15 protein-coding genes are annotated in these 21,226 nt (G+C 40.3%); 7 read left to right on the plus strand and 8 right to left on the minus strand.

The window, feature by feature from the left end:
- The first annotated feature begins 358 nt into the window (after window positions 1–358).
- The 4 genes from ABTV71_RS20645 (at window position 359) to ABTV71_RS20660 (ending at window position 5,047) form a co-directional block, all read left to right on the plus strand.
- Window positions 359–1,207 (plus strand): universal stress protein, encoded by an 849-nt coding sequence (locus ABTV71_RS20645; RefSeq protein ID WP_121122236.1) that lies wholly within the window; start codon window positions 359–361, stop codon window positions 1,205–1,207.
- A 14-nt stretch (window positions 1,208–1,221) separates the two neighbouring features.
- The gene (locus ABTV71_RS20650; RefSeq protein ID WP_433900886.1) at window positions 1,222–2,064 is read left to right on the plus strand and encodes a universal stress protein; all 843 of its coding nucleotides are present in this window, start codon (window positions 1,222–1,224) and stop codon (window positions 2,062–2,064) included.
- A 90-nt stretch (window positions 2,065–2,154) separates the two neighbouring features.
- The gene (locus tag ABTV71_RS20655; RefSeq protein WP_121122241.1) at window positions 2,155–3,501 is read left to right on the plus strand and encodes an OmpA family protein; all 1,347 of its coding nucleotides are present in this window, start codon (window positions 2,155–2,157) and stop codon (window positions 3,499–3,501) included.
- Between the two features lie 184 nt (window positions 3,502–3,685).
- A complete protein-coding gene (locus ABTV71_RS20660) occupies window positions 3,686–5,047 on the plus strand; it encodes a S41 family peptidase (protein WP_433900887.1) in 1,362 nt (453 codons plus the stop codon).
- Between the two features lie 5 nt (window positions 5,048–5,052).
- Here ABTV71_RS20660 and ABTV71_RS20665 read toward each other — a convergent pair whose 3' ends face one another.
- The 6 genes from ABTV71_RS20665 to ABTV71_RS20690 all read right to left on the minus strand — a co-directional run bounded on the left by ABTV71_RS20665 (window position 5,053) and on the right by ABTV71_RS20690 (window position 13,076).
- The gene (locus ABTV71_RS20665) at window positions 5,053–5,367 is read right to left on the minus strand and encodes a hypothetical protein (protein WP_433900888.1); all 315 of its coding nucleotides are present in this window, start codon (window positions 5,365–5,367) and stop codon (window positions 5,053–5,055) included.
- Window positions 5,368–5,445: 78 nt separating this feature from the next.
- Window positions 5,446–6,249, minus strand: a complete 804-nt coding sequence (locus ABTV71_RS20670; RefSeq protein ID WP_433900889.1) for a hypothetical protein — start codon at window positions 6,247–6,249, stop codon at window positions 5,446–5,448.
- 56 nt (window positions 6,250–6,305) lie between these two features.
- Window positions 6,306–7,661 carry a hypothetical protein gene (locus ABTV71_RS20675; protein WP_433900890.1) on the minus strand — a complete coding sequence of 452 codons (1,356 nt, stop codon included), beginning with the start codon at window positions 7,659–7,661 and terminating at the stop codon, window positions 6,306–6,308.
- Between the two features lie 211 nt (window positions 7,662–7,872).
- Window positions 7,873–11,208, minus strand: a complete 3,336-nt coding sequence (locus ABTV71_RS20680) for a TonB-dependent receptor domain-containing protein (RefSeq protein ID WP_433900891.1) — start codon at window positions 11,206–11,208, stop codon at window positions 7,873–7,875.
- Window positions 11,209–11,369: 161 nt separating this feature from the next.
- Window positions 11,370–12,332 carry a FecR family protein gene (locus tag ABTV71_RS20685; RefSeq protein WP_433900892.1) on the minus strand — a complete coding sequence of 321 codons (963 nt, stop codon included), beginning with the start codon at window positions 12,330–12,332 and terminating at the stop codon, window positions 11,370–11,372.
- 129 nt (window positions 12,333–12,461) lie between these two features.
- A complete protein-coding gene (locus tag ABTV71_RS20690) occupies window positions 12,462–13,076 on the minus strand; it encodes an RNA polymerase sigma factor (RefSeq protein WP_433900893.1) in 615 nt (204 codons plus the stop codon).
- Window positions 13,077–13,338: 262 nt separating this feature from the next.
- Between ABTV71_RS20690 and ABTV71_RS20695 the strand changes: the two genes are divergently transcribed.
- Together ABTV71_RS20695 and ABTV71_RS20700 are read left to right on the plus strand one after the other, a co-directional pair.
- Entirely contained in the window at window positions 13,339–15,195 is a 1,857-nt protein-coding gene (locus ABTV71_RS20695) for a DEAD/DEAH box helicase (protein ID WP_433900894.1), read from the plus strand.
- 212 nt (window positions 15,196–15,407) lie between these two features.
- On the plus strand, window positions 15,408–17,171 hold the full coding sequence (locus ABTV71_RS20700) for an AMP-dependent synthetase/ligase (protein WP_433900895.1): 1,764 nt from the start codon (window positions 15,408–15,410) through the stop codon (window positions 17,169–17,171).
- Window positions 17,172–17,394: 223 nt separating this feature from the next.
- Here the strand turns inward: ABTV71_RS20700 and rlmB are convergent, their stop codons facing one another.
- Window positions 17,395–18,189 (minus strand): 23S rRNA (guanosine(2251)-2'-O)-methyltransferase RlmB, encoded by a 795-nt coding sequence (gene rlmB, locus ABTV71_RS20705; protein WP_394342584.1) that lies wholly within the window; start codon window positions 18,187–18,189, stop codon window positions 17,395–17,397.
- A gap of 73 nt (window positions 18,190–18,262) precedes the next feature.
- Window positions 18,263–20,119: a DNA polymerase III subunit gamma/tau gene (locus ABTV71_RS20710; RefSeq protein ID WP_433900896.1), complete on the minus strand. Its 1,857-nt coding sequence runs from the start codon at window positions 20,117–20,119 to the stop codon at window positions 18,263–18,265.
- 362 nt (window positions 20,120–20,481) lie between these two features.
- Here ABTV71_RS20710 and ABTV71_RS20715 point away from each other — a divergent pair, with 362 nt between their 5' ends.
- Window positions 20,482–21,177 (plus strand): hypothetical protein, encoded by a 696-nt coding sequence (locus tag ABTV71_RS20715; RefSeq protein WP_433900897.1) that lies wholly within the window; start codon window positions 20,482–20,484, stop codon window positions 21,175–21,177.
- The last annotated feature ends 49 nt before the right edge of the window (window positions 21,178–21,226 follow it).

Below are 21,226 nucleotides of genomic sequence, written 5' to 3' on the forward strand. Positions count from 1 at the left end.
ACCTCGATTCAACGATTTTAACAGCCTATCTTCTGCATAGAAAATTGACTTTTCTAACAAAAAGATCAGGACTTAAGATTCAGGCGGACAGGGTTATTCTATTTTCAAGATGACGGTAATCATCATTATACATTAAATACATCATTTTAAAAGCATTAAATGTTATCCAACTTTGTATCATCATAATTAGTTCCAATACGTTTAACAATAAAAACATTTTGACTGATACCCATCCACAATTGCATTTGTTTTATTACATTTGATAGGGATAAGGGGCCTCAACAACGATTCTTTTGAATAGTTACCCTATACCGAAATAGAAATTTAAGATAAGATAGCGCAGATAAAATTCCTTCCAATGAAAAAAAACATTCTACTACCCGTAGATTTTTCGGCACATTCTAACAATGCGGTAAATTACGCTGTGGGTCTGGCAACTCAGAAAGGGTACAGCATTCACCTTTACCACAATTACACTTCAGCTTCCGCTGTATTCGAGGAGGAAACAGGTTCCACAGGTAAACAGAGTCCTATATTTAAAGCTGATATTCTGATTAAGAAGCTTGCCGAACAGATAACGTCCATGAATGCTGCTCTTGAGGTTACGACCCAATGTGAGCGCGGCATGATAACAGAAACTTTACCTGATATCGCTACACCTGATCGCTTTGATTTCGTGATTATGGGCACAAAAGGGATTACAAATGATGACAGTCAACTTATCGGCAGTACAACCTATGTCATTAGTAAAAAATCAAAAATTCCCGTTTTGGCCATCCCCGCAGAGGTGTCATTTGAACAACTTGACAAAGTTGGTTTATTGTCCAATTTCAAGGAAGAAGAAGTGCAGACGGTTCGGGATTTTGTCAATATCATGGGCAAAGATTTTGAATTAAAACTGATGCATGTACATTATGATCATTCTTCAGAAAACCGGATTGAAGACAAGTTGGAAGTGTGGAAATATAAAATCAAAAAATATATCGGCGTCACCAACATCGCTATTGAAGTCGACTCGATACAGGGAGATATTGAAGATCTCGACACCGTCCCTGAGGTCATCAATGAAATGATCCATGCTGAAAAGATCAAGATATTACTGGTGACACGTTCGCGAAAATCATTTTTTGAACGTGCTTTCACCCGATCAGTGGCAAAAGCATTGTTTAGCCATCCTTTAGTTCCAATATTTTTTACCAAAGCATAATTAAGTATATCGCTATGTCTAAATTATTAATACCCGTAGATTTTTCCGAAAATGCACGAATCGCAGCAGCCTATGCAGCCCAGATCGCGCAGGAAACACATGATGAAATTACACTCTTTCACTCCTTCACTTCACATATCAATAAATTTGCAAATGCGAAGCATTTAGTAGACCCGACCGAAGGTGAGGCTCATCGTAAGATGGAGGAACTTGTCGCCGAACTGCTACAAAAATATCCTTCGTTAAAAATTTCTACTCTTTTTACGAACGGGATTTTAGCAGAATCTTTGGATAAACAAGAGATAAAAGATAGCTATCGGGCCGTGATTATGGGAACAAAAGGAGTTACCGGACTCGAATCTGTACTAATCGGAAGCAACACTTATGACGTTATTAAAGAGTCAAAAATTCCCGTATTGGCAATCCCAAAAAATGCCGTAAAATTAAAAAAAGATAACATTGCATTACTGACTAATTTTAAGCCCGGTGAGCTTGAAGTGCTTAAGCAAGCGATTCCTTTGTATGGAAAAAACTTTCATTTACAACTTATCCATATCAACAAAAGTGAACTAGAAATCAATACATTAGGCCAAAAACTCGAAAAATGGATTGAACAGATTATTGCTGAAACAGGCATTGAAGACATTTCATATATTGTCAAAGTGCCGAGCTATTTCGCCGGTTCACGAGAGAACATCGCAAACGGAATACATACGATTATCAGAGATGAAGACATTGATGTGATTTTGATTACAAAAAGTAGAAAAACTTTTTTTCAAAACATTTTTACTGAAAATATTGTTAAGCACATGGCTTTTGAAATTGAGGTGCCAAATTTTTTCGGCCGAATAGATTGACCAAATAATTTTTGGCAAATTTATTGCAAGAGTAGTCAATGAATTAATTTAACAAGAATTTTATAGTAGAAAATTTTACAAGAACACATTATGAAAATTAGCCTTAAAAAATCAGGATTACTAATCGCGGCAGGAATTATCTCGACCGCATCCTTTGCACAAAGCGCAAAGCAGTCATCAATTGAAGGCACAACTCCATTTGGTCCGGCAACACAATACAGAACTTGGTCCATCGGTGTGGGCGCTGGTGTAACTAGCTTACAAAACATTGCCAAGTTAAATAATGGAGGTTATGACAAACTGGACTGGAACCTAGGTTACAGTGCCTATATCAAAAAGCAAATCTCACCTTCGTTCGGAATCAAGGCAACTTATTTTGGCGGCAAAACCTCTGGCTATACAGCTGATGACAAGCAAACCGGTTTTGAAACAAAAACTCCTTGGTCAGTAGCTTTATCTGGAGAATTTTTAGCGGCCAATACCAACTGGAGATTCTTCAATAGCTTCATCAAACCTTACGCATCTATTGGTGTGGGTGTAATGAATGCCGAAACCGCTGGAATTACCGGAGGAAACAGAGGTGAGTATGGCGATTCTTATTCAAAAATCTTTGTACCTGCTGATTTCGGTTTTAAATTTGCCGTTGCAAAAGGCATCAATTTTGAATTGGGTTATCAGCTGAACTGGGTAAATCAACGCTTCGACAATTTGGCTAACCCAGCTGGCGGACCAAAAATTGACAAAAACGACTTGTTCACTTACGCACACGCAGGTTTAGAGTTTGCTTTGGGTAGCGGTAGCAAACCAGCCTTGAACAATTCAAACCCTGTAGCGACCCTAGTAAGTGATTATACGGTAAAATACGATGACTTAAAAGCTCAAAATGATGCGTTAAACGCAAAAAACCAAGCCTTACAAAGTCAATTGGATGGTTTGAACAGTGACCTGAAAGATGATGACGGTGACGGTGTTGCAAACAAATACGATAAATGTCCAGGAACACCTTCTGGTGTGCAGGTAGATGGTGCCGGCTGTCCAATCACAGTAAAAAACGAAACTAGAGTCGTAGAGAAAGTTGTTGTCACAGAAGCAGACAAGAAAGTTGTCGCTGATGCGATCAAAAACTTAGAGTTTGATCTAAGCAAATCGACGATCCGTCCTACTTCATACGCAACATTAAACAAAGTAGCTGAATTGTTGATCGAGAAAAACTTTAGCTTGAAATTAGCCGGGCACACAGATAACACAGGTTCACGCGAATTGAATATGCGCTTATCCAAAGAGCGTGCTGAGTCAGTGAAAGCTTACTTGGTATCTCAAGGCGCAAATGCTTCACGCATCGAAGCTACAGGTTATGGTCCTGACCAACCAATTGCATCCAATAAAACTGCTGATGGTCGTCAACAAAACCGTCGTGTAGAGTTTACACTTTATTAATCGATATTATTCGATCTATACAGCCAAAAGGCATCACTTTCAAGTGATGCCTTTTTTTATGGAATCAATAGACTAAATCTGATAACTCTCTTGTGTTTAAAGTAAATAAACATTTGAAAAACAAAAAGATAACACCAACAAAACTTACATTATCCGTATTTTTATTAAGCTAAGATCATAAAAAATGCGTAAACCACAAGTTCTTGTTTTGGCCCTTTTTTCGCTGATTTTTTCCGCTTGTGAAAAAGATCCGCCCCTAAACGAACCAGGCTCAAATGAAGCGATCAATCAATGGACACTGAAACAGATGCGACAATACTATTATTGGAATGATAAAATCAGACAACCAAACGACTATCAGCAAGCTCCAGATCTATTTTTTAAAGGTATTCTATTTCAAGACGACCGTTACTCCGGCATATTACAGACACTCAACAGCGACACCTATGGTAATACTTTAACGAACACTTTTGGGTTCGATATGGTGCAACTCCAAACAACCGACAAAACCATCCAACTTGTCACTCAAGTTGTTCCCTTCAGCGAAGGGGATTTAATGGGACTCAAACGGGGAGACAACATCACCCACATCAACAACGAGCCCATTGGTCACAGCAACCTGAAATCCCTACTAAGCCAATCCTTGCTTTTACCAGCAATGCAATTGACGCGAAACGATGGCAAAATATTTATCCTCCCCTCTTCTTATATTTCGCAGCCCATCCTCTATACCGCCAAGCTCATCTCCTCCTCCCCCAAAGTAGGCTATATGTTCTTAAGTCAATTTGACTTTAGCGGAGCTTATTCATTATTGGAAGCAGTTCAAAATTTCAAGTCCCAACAGGTACAGGAACTTGTTGTCGATTTACGTTACAATCCAGGTGGCCAAGTCGCTTTTGCCGCGTTTTGCGCGCTCTTATTGGCAGATATCAAAGAAAATGACATTTTTGCCAAATACCAAGGCAACAAAAATCTCAAAAATAAAGCAGACAGCTTTGCAGCTGCGTTGCAAGGACAGCCCGACGGCTATTCATTTATGGCAACAGAAATTTTAAAGCAAGGTTTACATTTAAAAAGAATCTATATGCTCACGGGACCAAATACGGCATCTGCATCCGAAATGTTAATCAATGGATTGCGTCCCTATATACAGGTGATTCAAATTGGAGACAAAACGTACGGAAAGGATATGGCTTCGACCACCATATCCACCCCCGAAGAAATCCATGGTACAGAACGAGCCTGGCATTTGATCCCTATGATTTATAAAATCTACAATAAAGTGGGACAGGGAGATTATAGCGATGGAATTACTCCTTCTACCAAGATCGACGAATTTGCCTTTTTACCTTTGGCCCCAATAGGTGACACCAGAGATCCATTGATTCGGGAAGTATTACGAGCAATCAGCAATAAAAAACCGGGGGCCAAAAGCGCTGCCAATAATACAACAGAAAAAACCAGTAATATAGCTCCCCATTATATGGGAAGTAGCTATCAGACAATATTTATTGAAGTTAGCGCACAAGACAAGACCGAAAAGTAGTTTTATCAGTGTGCGCAGGAATTTAATGAGGTAATGACCATACGGAGATCAGCCCCAGTTTGCCCGTTTTTGGCTAACTTGCGAAGAGAAGGAGACAAGATTTTCGAACGAATGGTTCGTTCCTTCGATTCATAGTCCTGCACGATGTCTTCCAGCTGCTGCAACAGTTCCAAATATTGCCGATAAAGTTCATTCAGCTCCGCCATTTCATTCCGTAAGGCTAGCAGCGCAGCCGCATCAACGGACTGATCTACATCTCCCTGAATTTTCAGGGAGATAGCAAATAAATTGCGATGTTTTATAGCATTGATGCCTTTCATAATGACTATTTTTTTGAATTAATGGTTTACCATTGATGTAAGTGTTGACGGGTATCTGTGTTTATTTTGTAATGAGTTTTATTTCTGTAGCCAGATATTATCCAAACCATAGCCTATCCCTCCAATTTCTGAGAATGCATCAACATCAAAATATGCATCGGATTCTTTTTGAGGGAGATATACAATACCGATATCTACCGAAAAATTAAAAAACAAAAAGACTTTTTGTCCATCTATAAGGATCGGTTTTAAATCCTTATCTAATACTTGCGCCTTTGGCACAAAAGTAGCGTCAATCGGTATTTTGATAAATTCTTCGGGAATTTTATCTGATATCAAGTCGGTAATCAGGATTGGATTTTCGTCATACTTGACCATATCCATTCCCCAACTTTCATCATAGACAGGCTTACCTTGATAAATCGCCAATCGAATCGGCTCGCCATTTGGTGAAATCGTCTGGTTATAATTTAATATCTTTACCTGCCTCACACCCGGAATCGATTCGACATCATCTCCTAAGGGGTTGGGCCCGACAACGAGTGAAGGATCAATGGGACTTTTGCTATGCACACCAAAAGTATTTAAGCCTGACTTGAGGGCGAGACGTTGTTCTAGGACAACCTGATCCTTGCTATCATACGCAACGACCAATGAAGAATCGGCATCTTTATTTCGTATAAAAATAAAATTAGCATCGCTTGGATTAGCAACTTTTCCATCTATCGTTACTCTTTTTACATCCACCGACGCAGTGCTATAGGATCTAAAAGCAATCCGGGCTAGTTCTTCATTTTCTACAATAGGTTCACCTTTTTGACAGGAAGACAATAGCGCCCCAACCCAAAGGACTATAAAACAGAGAAATAAATTTTTAATCATCTATAAAGGATAAAGAAGTGAGCCATTGTATGGCTCACTCAATTAAATAATCAATATTAATAAGTTTTTGGAGCAAATTGAGTCCAGTTTGCAGTCCAAGGAGCAGTTGTTGGATGAAATGCACCACTATACGTTGTCGTTCCATTGCCATAGGCTGGTGATGTAGAAAGTGGTCTTAGAAATGCAGGATTAAACAAAGTCGCTGTCGGATAAAAAATATTAACACCGCCTGCTAGTTTCAAATAAGCAGCAGCATCTGTTGAAACATTTGTTTGATTTCCAGCTGGTGTTGCACCACTGAAAGCTGCTGTATACGCATGTATAACATTACCCGTAAATGTACCTGTTGCGCCATCTTGGAATGCAGCACCTGTCGCATAACCTGCGATAATCGAATTTTGAATATCATACTGTGAAGCTCTTCTCCAACGGTTACCAAATTTCAGCTTAGTCGTAGCTACACTAGCATCTTTAATACCCAAGAATGTGAAATTTTTCAATACGGGACGAGTCTTAGGTGTTGCTGCATATGGTGCTGTACCTTCGTTATCCGACTCCAAACCGTTTGAATCCGAGCTACCGCTTGATGTGCTATTTGTTGAATTAGGATCCTTTAATGATAAGGCATATTGAATTGTTCCGGTGTATCCATGATCGAAATCAAAGTCATCATCGTCATTCGATAATGCTACTAAGTATTTTGCATTTACAGTACCACCGAAGAACTCAAATCCATCGTCTTTACCCCAAGATACCTGGATATTTTCTAGCGTAGTACCAGTACCAACACCACCTAAAGTTAATCCGTTAATCTCATTATCAGCAGTTAAGTTGTAACCGGCAAACTCAATACGTACATACTTCAATGAGCCTGAATTATCTGCAGCATTTGTTCCACCGTAAGTAACATCTACACCTACAGGCTGAGGAATACCTTCAATTCTTCGTGTAGCAGCCTGATTGGTCGTTGCGCTACCCAATAGTACAACACCACCAAAATCACCTGGGTTACGCGATCCTGCAGCATTTGGAGAAGTAAATACGATTGGCGCAGAAGCAGTACCGTTAGCGACCAATTTCGCTGTTTTAGGTACAACCAAAACACCTTTGATATTTTGTGTCAATCCAGTGATTTCATCGTTGTATGCTTTGGTAACACCAGAGGTAATATAAGTACCGGCTTGAATTGTCAAGGTAGCACCTGGTTTTACGAAAGCAACACCATCAATTTTCCATACCGTATCCGCAGATAATGTCGTTTTGGTAATAATACCAGACGCATCTGTTGGGATCGTTGCTTGAGGTTTACTTGGCAAACCAGCGTTCAAATCTGAATTAGGTCCTACGTTGTCTTTGTTACAAGAAGCCAATGCGATTGCGCATACGCTTGCTACTGTTAAGATTTTTTTCATTTTGTGTTAAATAATTACTAGTTTTGCCATCACAAGATCATTTTTTAGACTATGCGCCATATGGGATAGCATTTCATAAGGGTGCATAGTTGTTTTCAATCACTCATTTTTTGTTTCTATTTTATCTTCCTGTTGTGCTATTTGGACAAGCCCGGAACTCATTACATAATTAAGGAGTGATATGAAACTGCCTCGCGCAGGTATTTTTTATTTAAAAATTATAGCTAACTGAAAGATTAAACCTTCGACCATCTCTTCTGCGATAGGTGATAATATCTCCCTCTTTATTATATTTTATAGATTTGCCTTTTTTCAACACATAAAATTTTGTATCATCTTGATCATAATCTTGAATATTCATATAATACCGCGTCCATTCATCCAATAGGTTGGCCATATTGAATTTTACTTCCATCTTACCCTTTAGAAAACGTGTATAAAGCTGCGCGTCCAATTGTTTTGGAGCCAACTCATATTCGACATTATTCATATTAACATTAGCTAAATTTGTGCGGTACCCGCGATGATTATAACTTGCTGTTACCCCAAAAAGTTCACCCCAATATCCTACACCTAGATTCAATAACCAGGGTGACTGCCCCATCAGTGGTCTATCTTGATTGGGATAGCGCTGTTGGACGCGCTCAGCAACTTGAGTTTCAGGATTATTGATCCATTCCCAAGGACTTAATACGTTGACTTTCGATTTGAGCAATGTTCCATTAGCGTAGACAAATAAGTTTTTAAACCACTCCTTTTCCGACAGAAATGTTAAATTTTTCCTGACTTCCATTTCGAGTCCAAGATTTTTCGCATTTTCCATATTGGCGAAAGTATAACTGTTCCCCCCACTATGAACAAGTTCTATGGGTTTATCCAAGTATTTATAGTATCCTGTTATAGAAATGATTTCACCTGATGAGGGGTACCATTCAAATCGAATATCTACATTATCGATCAACGTGGATTTAACTTGCTCGCCATAAACGTAACCGTCTAACTCATAATCATACATGGCGAACATGCCAACTTCTCTAAAATCCGGCCTAATTACAGTCCTCGCGTAACTACTCCGAATATTGAAATCAGGTGTTACGTTGTAGGTAGCATTAATCGAAGGTAAGAAACGCCAATTATTTTCTTTTACGCCAAAACGGTGCCGTTGCACGTCATTGGGATCCGGCTCATCCTGATAAGTTCTTTTATATAATTCCTCTTGTCGGGAGTTTAAATTAAAATGCTCCGCACGGACACCATATACCAACCTTAATTTATGCCATAACTTTTGGTCTGCCATCAAATACACCGCTTGTGACGCCATTTTACCATCATAAAATCGTCCACCACCTATGGCATCTGCATAATAATAAGCCTGGCCGTTTCCATTGCCTATATTATTAGTATCGAATAATTCATCGTAAGGGATTTCGATTTGGGGAGGCAATTGATTCGTGGTACCCTCCGCCCAAGATCTTGTCCAAGGAACAAAATTGAATAAATCCAGCGCTCTCTTTTTCGACCAAGCCTGATAACCTAATTTCACCAACGTTGGCATGGCTGTATTCATTCCGAATTTTCTCGAAAATGCCGTACTCCAATTATAATCCGTCTCATCTATATTTGTCCATCTCCGCGAGTCTTTGAAAACCCCCGCTACAGATGAGCTTCTGTGGGTCATTAGGCCAGGGGTTTGAAAATAAGGAATATTATCTATCGTCGTAGTTACCCTATAGGAAAGTTTTCGTTCGTCTAAAATTTGTTGTTTGATTTTGTTAATAGTGAACATTCCTTCAGCTTTTATTTCCCACGGCAATTGATACTCTCCAACCAACTGGTGTTGCTGCAAAGACATTGCTTCAGGCAATTGATAAATCAATTTGCTTACTTCCGGATTAGAATCATTATAGGGTTTTTGAATAGACTCATTATAAATATCACTGTATGTACGCGCATACATATTCTTTAAGGAAACTTTAAAAGCTTGTCCTTGCCAGCCCATATTGGCCATTAATCCTCCACTGCTATTGAAGCGATAGGATGTCCCTGCTCCATTGTCACCGAGACCTACACTATCAATATAATTATTAATACTTACGGAATTACGCACATTATTAAATGCAATGATGTTTTGCTCGTTTCTAAAATTTGCGGATGCCACAAAGCCCAATCGCTGTCCATTATTTAATTCATAAACCCGTCCTAGCGAAAAGCGCATATTCTGATTAGGGTATGCTTTATACTTATATTGCCGCAATGCATCGTTATTAAAACGCTTAGATTGTGCGATAGCATCCAAATCGTTGTACTTCACGCCCTCTCCGTATTCTGTAGGATTTAGGGGTGTATTATTTAACTCTGGATCTGTCAAAATATAACCGGGAGGCGCATCTAATTGCATTGCCCGATTGTTCCACTGCCAAGTCTTTATTCCATCGGGCATTTTTGACGATTTGTCAAAAAAACCGAAATATTCACTCGTATGCCGCTCCCCAAGACGGTAAAAGTCTTTGCCTGTTGTACGGGAATTTCCGCCTATCCCATATTGTATTGTCGTAAAATCCTTCTCCGGAATATCTAATGTATTCACCGAAACCTGTCCGCCCGAGAATTCAGCGGATACATCTGGCGTTGCTGTTTTATTGACCACCACCGAGCTCACCATCTCTGTCGGAATAATATCAAAGGAAAAATCACGTCTATTCTGCGAAGTGCTTGGAATCACGACCCCATCCAGCATGGCCTGATTGTAGCGGTCCGACATACCCCGTACTATTACGTTTCTATTATTAACCGTTGTCACTCCGGTAACACGTTTCAAAACTTGTCCCATATCATTGTCCGGTGTGCGGGAGATTTGTTCAGCCGAAATACCATCCGTTACCGACGCTGCGTTTTTTTGTGCCGCATACAATCCCGCTACGGAAGCTTTTTTAAACGATACGCTGACAACAGCTGTCTCCAACGCATTTACCTGCGCCTTCATGGCAATATTTAATCCTGTCCGTTGTCCGGCCTCTATTTTGACTCCCTCAATCCGTTGGGTCTGGTAAGAGAGATAACTGACTTCCAGTATGTAGGTTCCCGGTTCGGCATTCAACACATAGCTACCATCGATACCGCTTTGGGTTGATTTATTGGCACCGATCAGTTTGATGCTGGCATTAGCCAACGGCTGACCGCGATCATCAATCACTTTACCTGAGATCCGCCCATCCTGCTCTACCGGCTTTTCAACCAATGTAATATAGACCCCGTTGTCATGCGCCATCAAGTTCGTTTCTTTGAGCAGATAATACATGATATCCCGGACACTGTTGCTTTTGAAAATTTTGGCATTGACCTTTTTCTTTGCCAGATTATATTTCGTTGCATCGAAAGCGATATGTATATTTTGGGTTTCCAAACGCTCGAAAGCTGCCGGAATATTGGATTCATTAAAAGAAACTGTAATCTTTTTATTGAGTAACTGGCCGTATGCGCCCGAAGCAAAAAGCATTTCGGCCGACACGATCGAAAGAAGTAAACCTACCAACGATGTCCTTATCATAAACTTAATATCGTTTTGCGTAACGTATTGCTTAAAATTCATAAATTTGTATGCGTATATAATATCTCTATAAGTTGTTGTATATGTTATTTATACCATCTCCAAATGGTGTATGATTCAGAGTTGACGATGGCCGTCGTCAGCTCTTTTTTTATCCCGCATTAGTAAATATGCACTATCCCGCCCTCCTTTCTGGATTTGTTGTGATGAATTGCTTTGATACTTTCGAGGGTTGCGGCCCAGGAAAGCTGCTTTGATATCGGCATGCTATACCGTTGTTGAGCAATCCGCTCATCGTCAGCTTTAATATCCACATCATAGATATTTTTGACCGCCAGTGCCAATTCTGCAAAACTGCTTTGCTTAAGGTAAACTCTCCCCTCAATCCAGCTATTACGTGTCGTCAGATCAAAAGCCTCCTGATTACTATGGTGGTTATTTTTAGAATATCGGAGCTCTTCGCCACGAGTCAACACACCCAACGGATGATTATTGGCCGTGACCTGCACTTTACCTGTAAATACAGATACCGATATATCATCCAATTCCGCGTAGTTTTTTACGGTAAACGAGGTTCCCAGGACCGTTGTCTGTACTTGTTGGGTATTTACAATAAAAGCCTTTGTAGAATCTTTCTTGACCTCAAAAAACGCCTCTCCGGCTAACAGTTCCACAACACGGTCCCTCCTGTCATAAGAAACAGTATCCAATTTAATTTTGGAATAGGCGTTCATTACGACAGTTGATCCGTCGGCCAAAAGTACCCGTTTACGTTGCGAGGCCCCTGTTTCAAAAATCCGGTAACCCGGTTTTAAATGCGTTTCTTTTGCGATTAAATTAAGTTCCTGCTGTTTTTTCCAAAATAAAATACCAAAGCACAACAGCAGGCTTGCGGCAACTGCTCCACTCCAATAGCTTATTTTCCGAACCGCTGATTTTTTAGGAACTGTACCTCCGATACGTTGCTGTATACTATTCCACAACCGAACCTCATCTATCTCCTTTACAGGAAGTTCTTCCTGATCGAGCGTATCGTACCAGCGATCAATCAGGGACCGCTCAGCCTTGTTGGCTTTGTTCTGCTGATATCTATAGATTAAGGATTCAAAAATTCTTCTTTTCACTTTTCTTGCCTGCTGTTTATATACAAGTCTTTAAAAAAGCCGGAAAGTACTTCAAGAAATGGTTAATGTTTTATAAAAGAATTGTTAAGTTGATTTTTATTCCTGCGATCGCCTTTAAAAGCATAATCCCTACTTGGAGAGCTCATCCAGAACAAAAATAAGTAAGAGAGTAAAACTGCCGTTTTGAACATTTTGATAGCCGACAATCGCTTTCTTCAGCCTTTTGGACGCTTCTGTGAGGTTGTTTTTTACGGTTTGTTCAGAGAGCCCCATCCGCAGCGCTATCTCACGAATTGATAGATGCTCCCACTTCAACAAGAGTACCTGCCGCATATTATGCGGCATAATTTCCAATTCATCTTCCAGCATCTTTTCTAGCAAGAGGTAAGTTTCAAGTTCTTCCGAATGATGCTGTACGTAATCAAAAATATGTTTGCTCCAATGATCCAAAAGTTTATCTTTTGCTTTATTGGAATTGAAAAAATCTATAATTTTATATTTGAGCATTCCCTTAAGATAGGCAGGAAGATTCATCTGGATATCGATCGTATGACGTTTTTCCCAAAACTGAACAAACAGTTCCTGAAGAATATCTTCTACATCCTGCGAGTCAATGATACGGCGGGCAGCATGTTGATAAAGATCTTTCCAACAGTACCGATATAACTCAGCATAAGCATTCGTATCATTTCGCTCTTTAATCGCCCTTAGCCATTGCTGATATATAATTGGTAACTGATCCATACTAATGCCAAAAATAAGGTTGAGATATTAAGTTTCTATTAATAAATGAATAAAGAAAGCACAAGGAAGCAAAATTGTTTACAATCAAAAGAATACTTTTCAGCCCGTCATTAAAGGTATACCTCAACTAAAGTTTTTATCCCCTCAATTTGAAATTCTTCAATCCTATTAAAAACCAATCATTTAAATTCTTTGATTATTCAAATATTATTCTTACCTTTGCAACGCCTTAGGCAATAGTGCCTATTGTATATAATATTTCATGAACCCATTTTTAGAACTGGGAATCCGTGAGGAAGTTGTTAATGCCATCTCAGAATTAGGTTTCGAAAAACCTTCTGAAATTCAGGAAAAAGCCATTCCTGTTTTATTGACTGGTAACGACGATTTTGTCGGATTAGCCCAAACTGGCACAGGAAAGACCGCGGCATTTGGTCTTCCATTATTAGAGCAATTAGACTTTTCTCAAAAACACCCACAGGCATTAATCCTTTGCCCTACTCGGGAATTATGTTTACAAATCTCAAAAGATTTAGAAAAATTTGCTAAATACGTTGACAACGTACATGTTGTTGCTGTATATGGAGGTGCAAATATCTCAGACCAGCTACGTCAAATCAGACGTGGAGTGCAAATTGTAGTAGCGACCCCTGGTCGTATGTTGGATATCATTGGCAGAAATGCGATTGATTTTTCAAAAGTAAAATATGTTGTATTAGATGAAGCGGATGAGATGCTCAATATGGGCTTCAAAGAAGACATCAACAGCATTTTGTCAGAAACTCCTGACGAGAAAAAAACTTGGTTATTTTCGGCGACAATGCCTTCCGAGGTACGTCGTATTGCAAAAAATTATATGACCGATCCTGTTGAGCTTACTGTAGGTACAAAAAATACCGGTAATGCCAACATCGAACACCATTATTATTTGATCAAAGCAAAAGATAAATATGCTGCGTTCAAACGTATTGTGGATTCAAACCCTGATATCTTTGGTATCGTATTTTGTCGTACAAAAATCGAGACACAGGACATCGCCGAAGCGTTGATCAAAGATGGTTACAATGCAGACTCGTTGCACGGTGACTTGTCCCAACAACAACGCGACAAAGTAATGAAACGTTACCGTGACCGTAGTTTACAACTATTGATCGCAACAGACGTAGCTGCTCGTGGTATTGATGTAAGTGATGTAACTCACGTGATCAATTTCTCTTTACCGGATGAAACAGAAAACTATACGCACCGTTCTGGTCGTACTGCCCGTGCAGGTAAAACTGGTATCTCGCTTTCATTGGTCAATGTAAAAGAGCTCAGCAAAATCCGTCATCTTGAAAAGATCATCGGTAAACCTTTTGAGAAAAAACAAGTTCCTCAAGGTGCTGAAGTATGCGAAAAACAATTGTTCTCTATCGTTAAGAAGATTGAAAACGTTGAAGTAAATGATGAGCAAATCAGTCCATTCTTGCCTGCAATTATGGAAAATCTGGAATCTCTTTCAAAAGAAGATATCATCAAAAGATTTGCATCCCTTGAATTCAACCGTTTCTTGGATTATTATAAAAACGCTCCGGATCTAAATATCGAAGCCCGCGAAGGTTCTCGTGAAGATCGTGGCGACAGACGTGATGGTCGTTCTCGTGAAGGTTCAAAAGGTTATACCCGTTTGTTCATGAACTTAGGTTCAGTAGATGAATTCTCCCGTGGAGACATGTTAGGTTTTATCTGCAACAACGCGAACATCTCCGGAAAATCTATCGGTAAAATCGACTTAAAAGGTGTATTTACATTCTTTGAAGTTCAAGATGCTGAAGTAGAGAAAGTATTCCAAGGATTCCAAGGTGTGGATTACAACGGTCGTCAAGTACGTATCGAAGTATCTGGAGAAGCAAAAAGCGAAGGCCGTGGAAGAAGCCGTGGTGGTGACCGTGGCGGAAGACGCGACGGATACCGTGGTGGTGATCGCGGCGGAAGACGTGAGGGCGGATATGGTGGCGGTGACCGTGGCGGAAGACGTGAAGGCGGATTCAGCGGCGAAAGACGTGACCGTGGCAGCAGCAATGGCGGAGGTTTCCGTGATTTCTCAGGTAAACGTAAAGAATCTAAAAGCAAATACTAGGTTTAGTATTTAGATAAGCGTATAAAGACTCTGATCTGGAAAGCCCCGGCTTTGCAGATCAGAGTCTTTTTCATTTATAATTCCCCGACGGATTCACAACCAGTTCCTCCCTACTCTTCTCTTCAGCTTAATGCGATTATTCCATTTCCCATCTGCTTTAATATCCTCAAAAATCCGTAAATTAGCTTAATTACACGAACGGGATTTCCATCATGCTAACAGCAACACGATTATTTGACTTAGCCTATCTGCAACAAGAAACTGCGCCCGGCTTTCCGATGTTTTCCTACAAAAAAGGAACAAATTGGGTAGCGGTAAGTAATACAGAATTTATCGAACAAGTCAATCAGGTATCCAAAGGTCTGATTGTACTAGGTGTTCAAGCAGGAGAAAATGTTGCTTTAATCAGTGAAAACCGTATCGAATGGAATATTCTTGATTTTGCAATCCAGCAGATCGGCGCAGTCGTTGTAGCAATTTACCCCAATATTTCTGAATCCGATTACAGGTATATATTCAACCATGCTGAGATCAAAACTTGTATCGTAAGTTCCAGGAAATTATACACTAAAATCACTTCGATCAAAGACTCATGCCCGCTTCTGGAGCATATTTTCACCTTAGATAAAGAAGCGGATTTACCAGATTGGCAGCTTTTTGTAGCTGCCGGCGCTTCCATTACCGATGAGCAGGTTCAGGGACTTCGAAATGCCGTCAATACCGATAGCCTGGCTTCAATCATCTATACATCGGGCACAACCGGAAATCCGAAGGGAGTAATGCTGGCTCACCGTAATCTATTGGCCGATACTATGAGCAGTGAGTATTCCTTTCCTGTTGAACGTGGCGACCGGGCCCTTTCCTTTCTCCCGGTTTGCCATGCCTACGAACGTGTGTTCCAATATGTCTATATGTATAAGGGATTGACAATCTTTTTTGCTCAGTCGATGGATACTATTGGTGAAGATTTTAAATCAGTCCGGCCCCATATTTTCTCTGCTGTACCGCGTGTGCTTGAAAAAGTGTATGAAAAAATTAAGGCCAAGGGTGATCAACTGACCGGATTAAAACGCAATATATTTTTTTGGTCGCTTCGTATCGGAGAACAATATACCTTAGGCAACCGATCCTGGTGGTACGATGTCAAATTAAGTATTGCGCGAAAGCTAGTCTTTTCGAAATGGCGCGAGGCTTTGGGCGGAGATATCAAGGGTATTGCATCCGGGAGCGCAGCCTTACAGGAAAGATTAATCCGACTATATATGGCTGCTGGCATACCGATATATGAAGGCTATGGTTTAACTGAAGCAGGTCCCTGTATTGCGGTGAACTGCTTTAAAAGAGGAATGAAAATCGGTACTGTCGGTCTGCCACTGATCAATATCGAAATCAGACTTGCCGATGATGGGGAAATCCTCACCAAAGGTGAAAACAATATGATTGGCTACTATAAAAATGAAGAAGCCACTGCTGAGGTCTTAAAAGACGGTTGGCTATATACAGGAGATATCGGTCAATGGGTGGACGGTAAGTTTCTTAAAATAATCGACCGCAAGAAAGAGATGTTCAAGACTTCCGGCGGAAAATACATTGTCCCACAACAGCTTGAGTCCAAAATTGCGGAATCTTCTTTTATTGAGCAAGTGATGGTAATTGGTGAGTCACAGAAATTCCCCGCAGCTCTCATTGTTCCAAGCTATGTCAATCTGTTGGAATGGGGCAAACAGACTGTTCCGGCTTTGACAGAGCTTTCGAAGATAGAGTTCTTAAACAGTCCAGAAGTTAAACGGCAGATTGAATCTGAGCTCGATCGTATCAATCAAAATTTTGGCAGTTGGGAGCAGATCAAAAAATTTGCGATTATTCCAAATGAAATGACGATAGAGACGGGTGAATTGACCCCCACCTTAAAGATGAAACGAAAAGTCATCCTGCAAAAGTATGCGAAGGAGGTTGAGACGATCTACAATACTTAACGAGATAAAAAGACTAACCTATTTCTCAGGATCAAACAACAAAGTATGTAAGATGACAGTGTCTGGACCAGGCTTTTGTCTGTGTATTGAAATAAGAATCAGCAAGATCAGTATAAAATTGCTCCCGCTTTTGTTTACGCATCGAGTAAACGCAACAAGATCGGTATTCAAAAAAATAGCCTTTGTCAAAGACAGAGGCTATGTTATATCATAGATTTTATACTTATGACTTCTTGGGCAGGCGTTGACGAATTGCCTCATAAATAACAACCGCAGCCGATACAGACACGTTAAGAGAGCCTATTTCGCCATACATCGGTATCTTTGCGAGATTATCCGCGATACGGATTAAATCATTTGATACACCGACATCCTCGGCGCCCATGATGACGCAGGTCGGTGCTGTATAATCGACGTCATAGATGCTCGATGTTGTTTTTTCCGTACTAACAACCAATTGCACCCCTGAATCTATCAGAAATTTACCCACTTTTGATAGGCTATCATGACGGCAGACCGGAATTTTATACAACGCTCCAGCTGATGTTTTAATTGCATCCGGATTGACTTCAGCAGACCCTTTTTTCGGTACGATGATCGCATGTACGCCCGAACATTCAGCTGTACGTGCAATCGCTCCCAGATTACGGACATCAGTCACCCCATCTAGCATCAAAAGTAAAGGCGTTTCACCTTTTTCGTAGATCTGAGGGAGGAGCTCTTCAATATTTTGATAGGTAATTGGCGATATCACCGCAATAACACCCTGATGGTTTTTCCGAGTGATACGGTTCAATTTTTCGATGGGCACCTGTTGAAAAGCAATATTATGCTCTTTCAGTAAGGATTTCAGTTCCAGAATCAAACTACCACTTAATCCGCGTTGTACAAATAACGATTCAATTTCTTTACCACTATCGATCGCTTCGATGACAGCTCGGATACCGAACACCATCTGATTTACTTCACGTTTTTCGCCGTGATCACGATCACGTCTCTGAAAATTTCCTTGCATCATAAAAACTAAATATTACCTTCCAAATAGAAGAGATTGCAAAGGTACAAAAATTAACAGGAATTAAAGCTTTGATTTAGCTTAAACCTAAGTTAAACTCCTTACGCAAAGTATCCAAAAGTGGATTTTTGCTCACCATAGCCTGATACTTTTCCTGGGAGGTGTATGGTTTACGGGATACGGTAAATTCCATCATAACCCCTTGTAGATCGAGCGCAAAATTTTGCAGCTTGACGCGAAGATAATTCAACACATCCACTTTCGCACTTTGCAATACATCCATCTGTACAGCATTCTCGACATCTATCTCGATCAATGTGCCCTTCAAGCGAGGTTGCGTAGCCGTCATCATCGTATATAGATTGATTTTATTTTCTGCTTTCAATTGCTCGGCATAAGCATTCCAGATGGCTATAAATTGATTGAAGCTTACCTCACGCTGTTCAGTACCTCTTATTAATTCAGGTTCATCCCCCTCTTTGGCAACAGAATTATTGTCATAAATGGTGTTCAGATCGGGCAGCGATGGAATAATTGCTGAGGCAGAGGATCCCCATCCTCCTTTTTTGACTTTTGGGGGCACGTTTGAAGCTCCCTCATTTTTTACTTCGGGTTTGACGGTCGAAGTCTGGGGATTGGAAACTGTTGTTGGCGGGCTGGGGACGGGCGCGTGAGCCGATAAAGCTGGTGCTGATGGCGCATTTTGTCCTGTATTTACAGAAGATGCTGCCGTAGAAGAACTTTCCTTCACCTGCGAAACTACTGGCTCAGGGAGTTTTTTTTTTACTCCTTCAGCAGCTGAAGGAATCTGTACGGAACCAAGCTGGCTTAATTTAATGGCACTTGCGATGTGACACATTTTCAACAAAGCGAGCTCTACCTGCAAGCGTTGATTTTTACTCGTCTTGTAATTTATTTCACACTGATTTGAAATATTCAATGCTGACAATAGAAGCCCCGAAGAAGCTTTCTGCGCTTGCTGTAAATATTTTTGACGTATGCTATCACTAACTTCCAATAGTTTTAAGGTAGCGGGCTCTCGGGCCACCAGCAGATTACGGAAATGGGCCGACAAACCAGCAATGAAATGACTTCCGTCGAAGCCATGGTTCAAAATCTCATTAAATGTCAAAAGCGTTTGTGCAGCATCTTCAGCCAAGATCGAATCCGTTAACTTAAAATAATAATCGTAATCCAGAATATTCAGGTTATCGATTACAGCTTGATAGGTTACGTTTTTATTGGAGAAGCTGACGATCTGATCAAACATGGACAGGGCGTCACGAAGACCACCATCTGCCTTTTGGGCAATGATATGCAAACCATCTTGGTCATAAGCTATCGCTTCACGATCAGCTATTCTCGCCAGATGACCTGCCATGTCCTCCACTTTTATACGGTTGAAATCAAAGATCTGACAGCGCGAAAGGATCGTGGGTAAAATCTTATGTTTCTCTGTTGTAGCCAAGATAAAAATCGCATACGAAGGCGGCTCTTCCAAGGTCTTCAAAAAGGCATTAAAAGCAGCCTGCGAAAGCATGTGCACCTCATCAATGATATAGATCTTATACTTTCCGGCCTGCGGCGGTATACGGACCTGATCGATCAGATTGCGAATATCGTCTACAGAGTTGTTGGATGCAGCATCAAGTTCGTGTATACTGAAAGAATTACCGTTTTGAAAGGATTTGCAGCTGTCGCATTCGCCACAGGGCTCAGTCCCTGATAAGATCTGTTCACAATTTATTGTTTTGGCCAAAATACGCGCACAAGTAGTTTTACCAACACCCCGTGGCCCACAGAATAAAAATGCCTGCGCCAACTGATTGTTGTGAATTGCATTCTTTAGGGTGCCTGTGATGTGTTGCTGACCTACAACCGAATCAAAGGTAATCGGGCGGTATTTACGTGCAGAAACAATAAAATTATCCATTGCACGAAGATACGGATTTTAAAAAAGAAAATGGAGAAACTAAAACCTAAAAATCACAAGTTAGTAATTCATAGGGATGTCCAACTTTCTGGAGTCACTTCAAAGATCGGACATCCCTATTTTTCTTTAATTTTATTCACCCCTTCGGGGCTCCTTTCAGATTTTCTATTCTCAGGGGCAATTCGCTTATTAAACAGCTTCTTTATCCCATTGAGATAGCACATCTTTTATAGAAGCGTCTTTAACAGATTGCTTAGGGCATCACCGTGGAGTTTTTTTTGCAATGATTTTATCCTCATCTTTGTAGCGTCACCTTAATATTGACCGTTATATTATTATCAAAATAATTAAAACCAAATTTTATGAAGCAAAGGATAACTTTATTTTACACCATTTTATTCAGTATTTTTCTATTTTCCGGATGCAAAAAAGAAGATAATTACGATGAGCTTTCTAGACTGGCGGATCTCAAAATTCAGGAAGCGGTAAAACTTACTGAAAATCTTTCTTGCAATGATCTGAAGGAATGCCGTATTGACACACTTTATTATACCTACGTACCCGTACATCCGAGCTTCGAGCAAACCTATAATAAATTACTTGCCGAGGCCGCAGATCTTAAAGAGAGAGCACAGAAAGTATATAAAGGACCAATTATTTACAACACGAGCGTAGCCCCTAATTATCTTCCACCCCATTTTGGGATACGTTGCATCGCCGGTAAACTGAAAGTCGCTTCGGCTAGAGATCTGGAATTATCCGAAATCAATCAACGATTGGCGGATCTGCTCCCCAAATTGCAGACATTTTTTGATGACATTCCCTGCAACGACCCAAGTAAATGGCACATTGCCACCTTTCGTAAAGACTGTGAATTTATCTCCATATTGTATACGGACAAAGAAAACTTTGCTGAGTTTGGAAATATGGCAGAACAATATAATCATTTGGACAATGCCAAAAGAATACTGGACAAAAGCTTAAATTGTAGCGAGAAAAATGAAAAACCGGCTAAAGGTGTGGTCTGTGAAAATGGCAAGCCTAAAGTAACGTATTAATTTCTCTTAAAAGATTATAGAGCCAGTTTTTGGGCTTGGACTTGTATAA

This window comes from Sphingobacterium puteale (genome assembly GCF_050986225.1).
GTDB lineage: Bacteria > Bacteroidota > Bacteroidia > Sphingobacteriales > Sphingobacteriaceae > Sphingobacterium > Sphingobacterium puteale.

Excerpts from the sequence above, each read along its gene's own strand:
- ABTV71_RS20665 (WP_433900888.1), bottom strand. The coding sequence starts at position 5,367 with ATGAAAGGCATCAATGCTATAAAACATCGCAATTTATTTGCTATCTCC.
- ABTV71_RS20650 (WP_433900886.1), top strand. The coding sequence starts at position 1,222 with ATGTCTAAATTATTAATACCCGTAGATTTTTCCGAAAATGCACGAATC.
- ABTV71_RS20715 (WP_433900897.1), top strand. The coding sequence starts at position 20,482 with ATGAAGCAAAGGATAACTTTATTTTACACCATTTTATTCAGTATTTTT.
- ABTV71_RS20695 (WP_433900894.1), top strand. The coding sequence starts at position 13,339 with ATGAACCCATTTTTAGAACTGGGAATCCGTGAGGAAGTTGTTAATGCC.
- ABTV71_RS20710 (WP_433900896.1), bottom strand. The coding sequence starts at position 20,119 with ATGGATAATTTTATTGTTTCTGCACGTAAATACCGCCCGATTACCTTT.
- ABTV71_RS20655 (WP_121122241.1), top strand. The coding sequence starts at position 2,155 with ATGAAAATTAGCCTTAAAAAATCAGGATTACTAATCGCGGCAGGAATT.
- ABTV71_RS20670 (WP_433900889.1), bottom strand. The coding sequence starts at position 6,249 with ATGATTAAAAATTTATTTCTCTGTTTTATAGTCCTTTGGGTTGGGGCG.
- ABTV71_RS20700 (WP_433900895.1), top strand. The coding sequence starts at position 15,408 with ATGCTAACAGCAACACGATTATTTGACTTAGCCTATCTGCAACAAGAA.
- ABTV71_RS20680 (WP_433900891.1), bottom strand. The coding sequence starts at position 11,208 with ATGATAAGGACATCGTTGGTAGGTTTACTTCTTTCGATCGTGTCGGCC.
- ABTV71_RS20660 (WP_433900887.1), top strand. The coding sequence starts at position 3,686 with ATGCGTAAACCACAAGTTCTTGTTTTGGCCCTTTTTTCGCTGATTTTT.
- ABTV71_RS20675 (WP_433900890.1), bottom strand. The coding sequence starts at position 7,661 with ATGAAAAAAATCTTAACAGTAGCAAGCGTATGCGCAATCGCATTGGCT.
- rlmB (WP_394342584.1), bottom strand. The coding sequence starts at position 18,189 with ATGATGCAAGGAAATTTTCAGAGACGTGATCGTGATCACGGCGAAAAA.
- ABTV71_RS20690 (WP_433900893.1), bottom strand. The coding sequence starts at position 13,076 with ATGGATCAGTTACCAATTATATATCAGCAATGGCTAAGGGCGATTAAA.
- ABTV71_RS20645 (WP_121122236.1), top strand. The coding sequence starts at position 359 with ATGAAAAAAAACATTCTACTACCCGTAGATTTTTCGGCACATTCTAAC.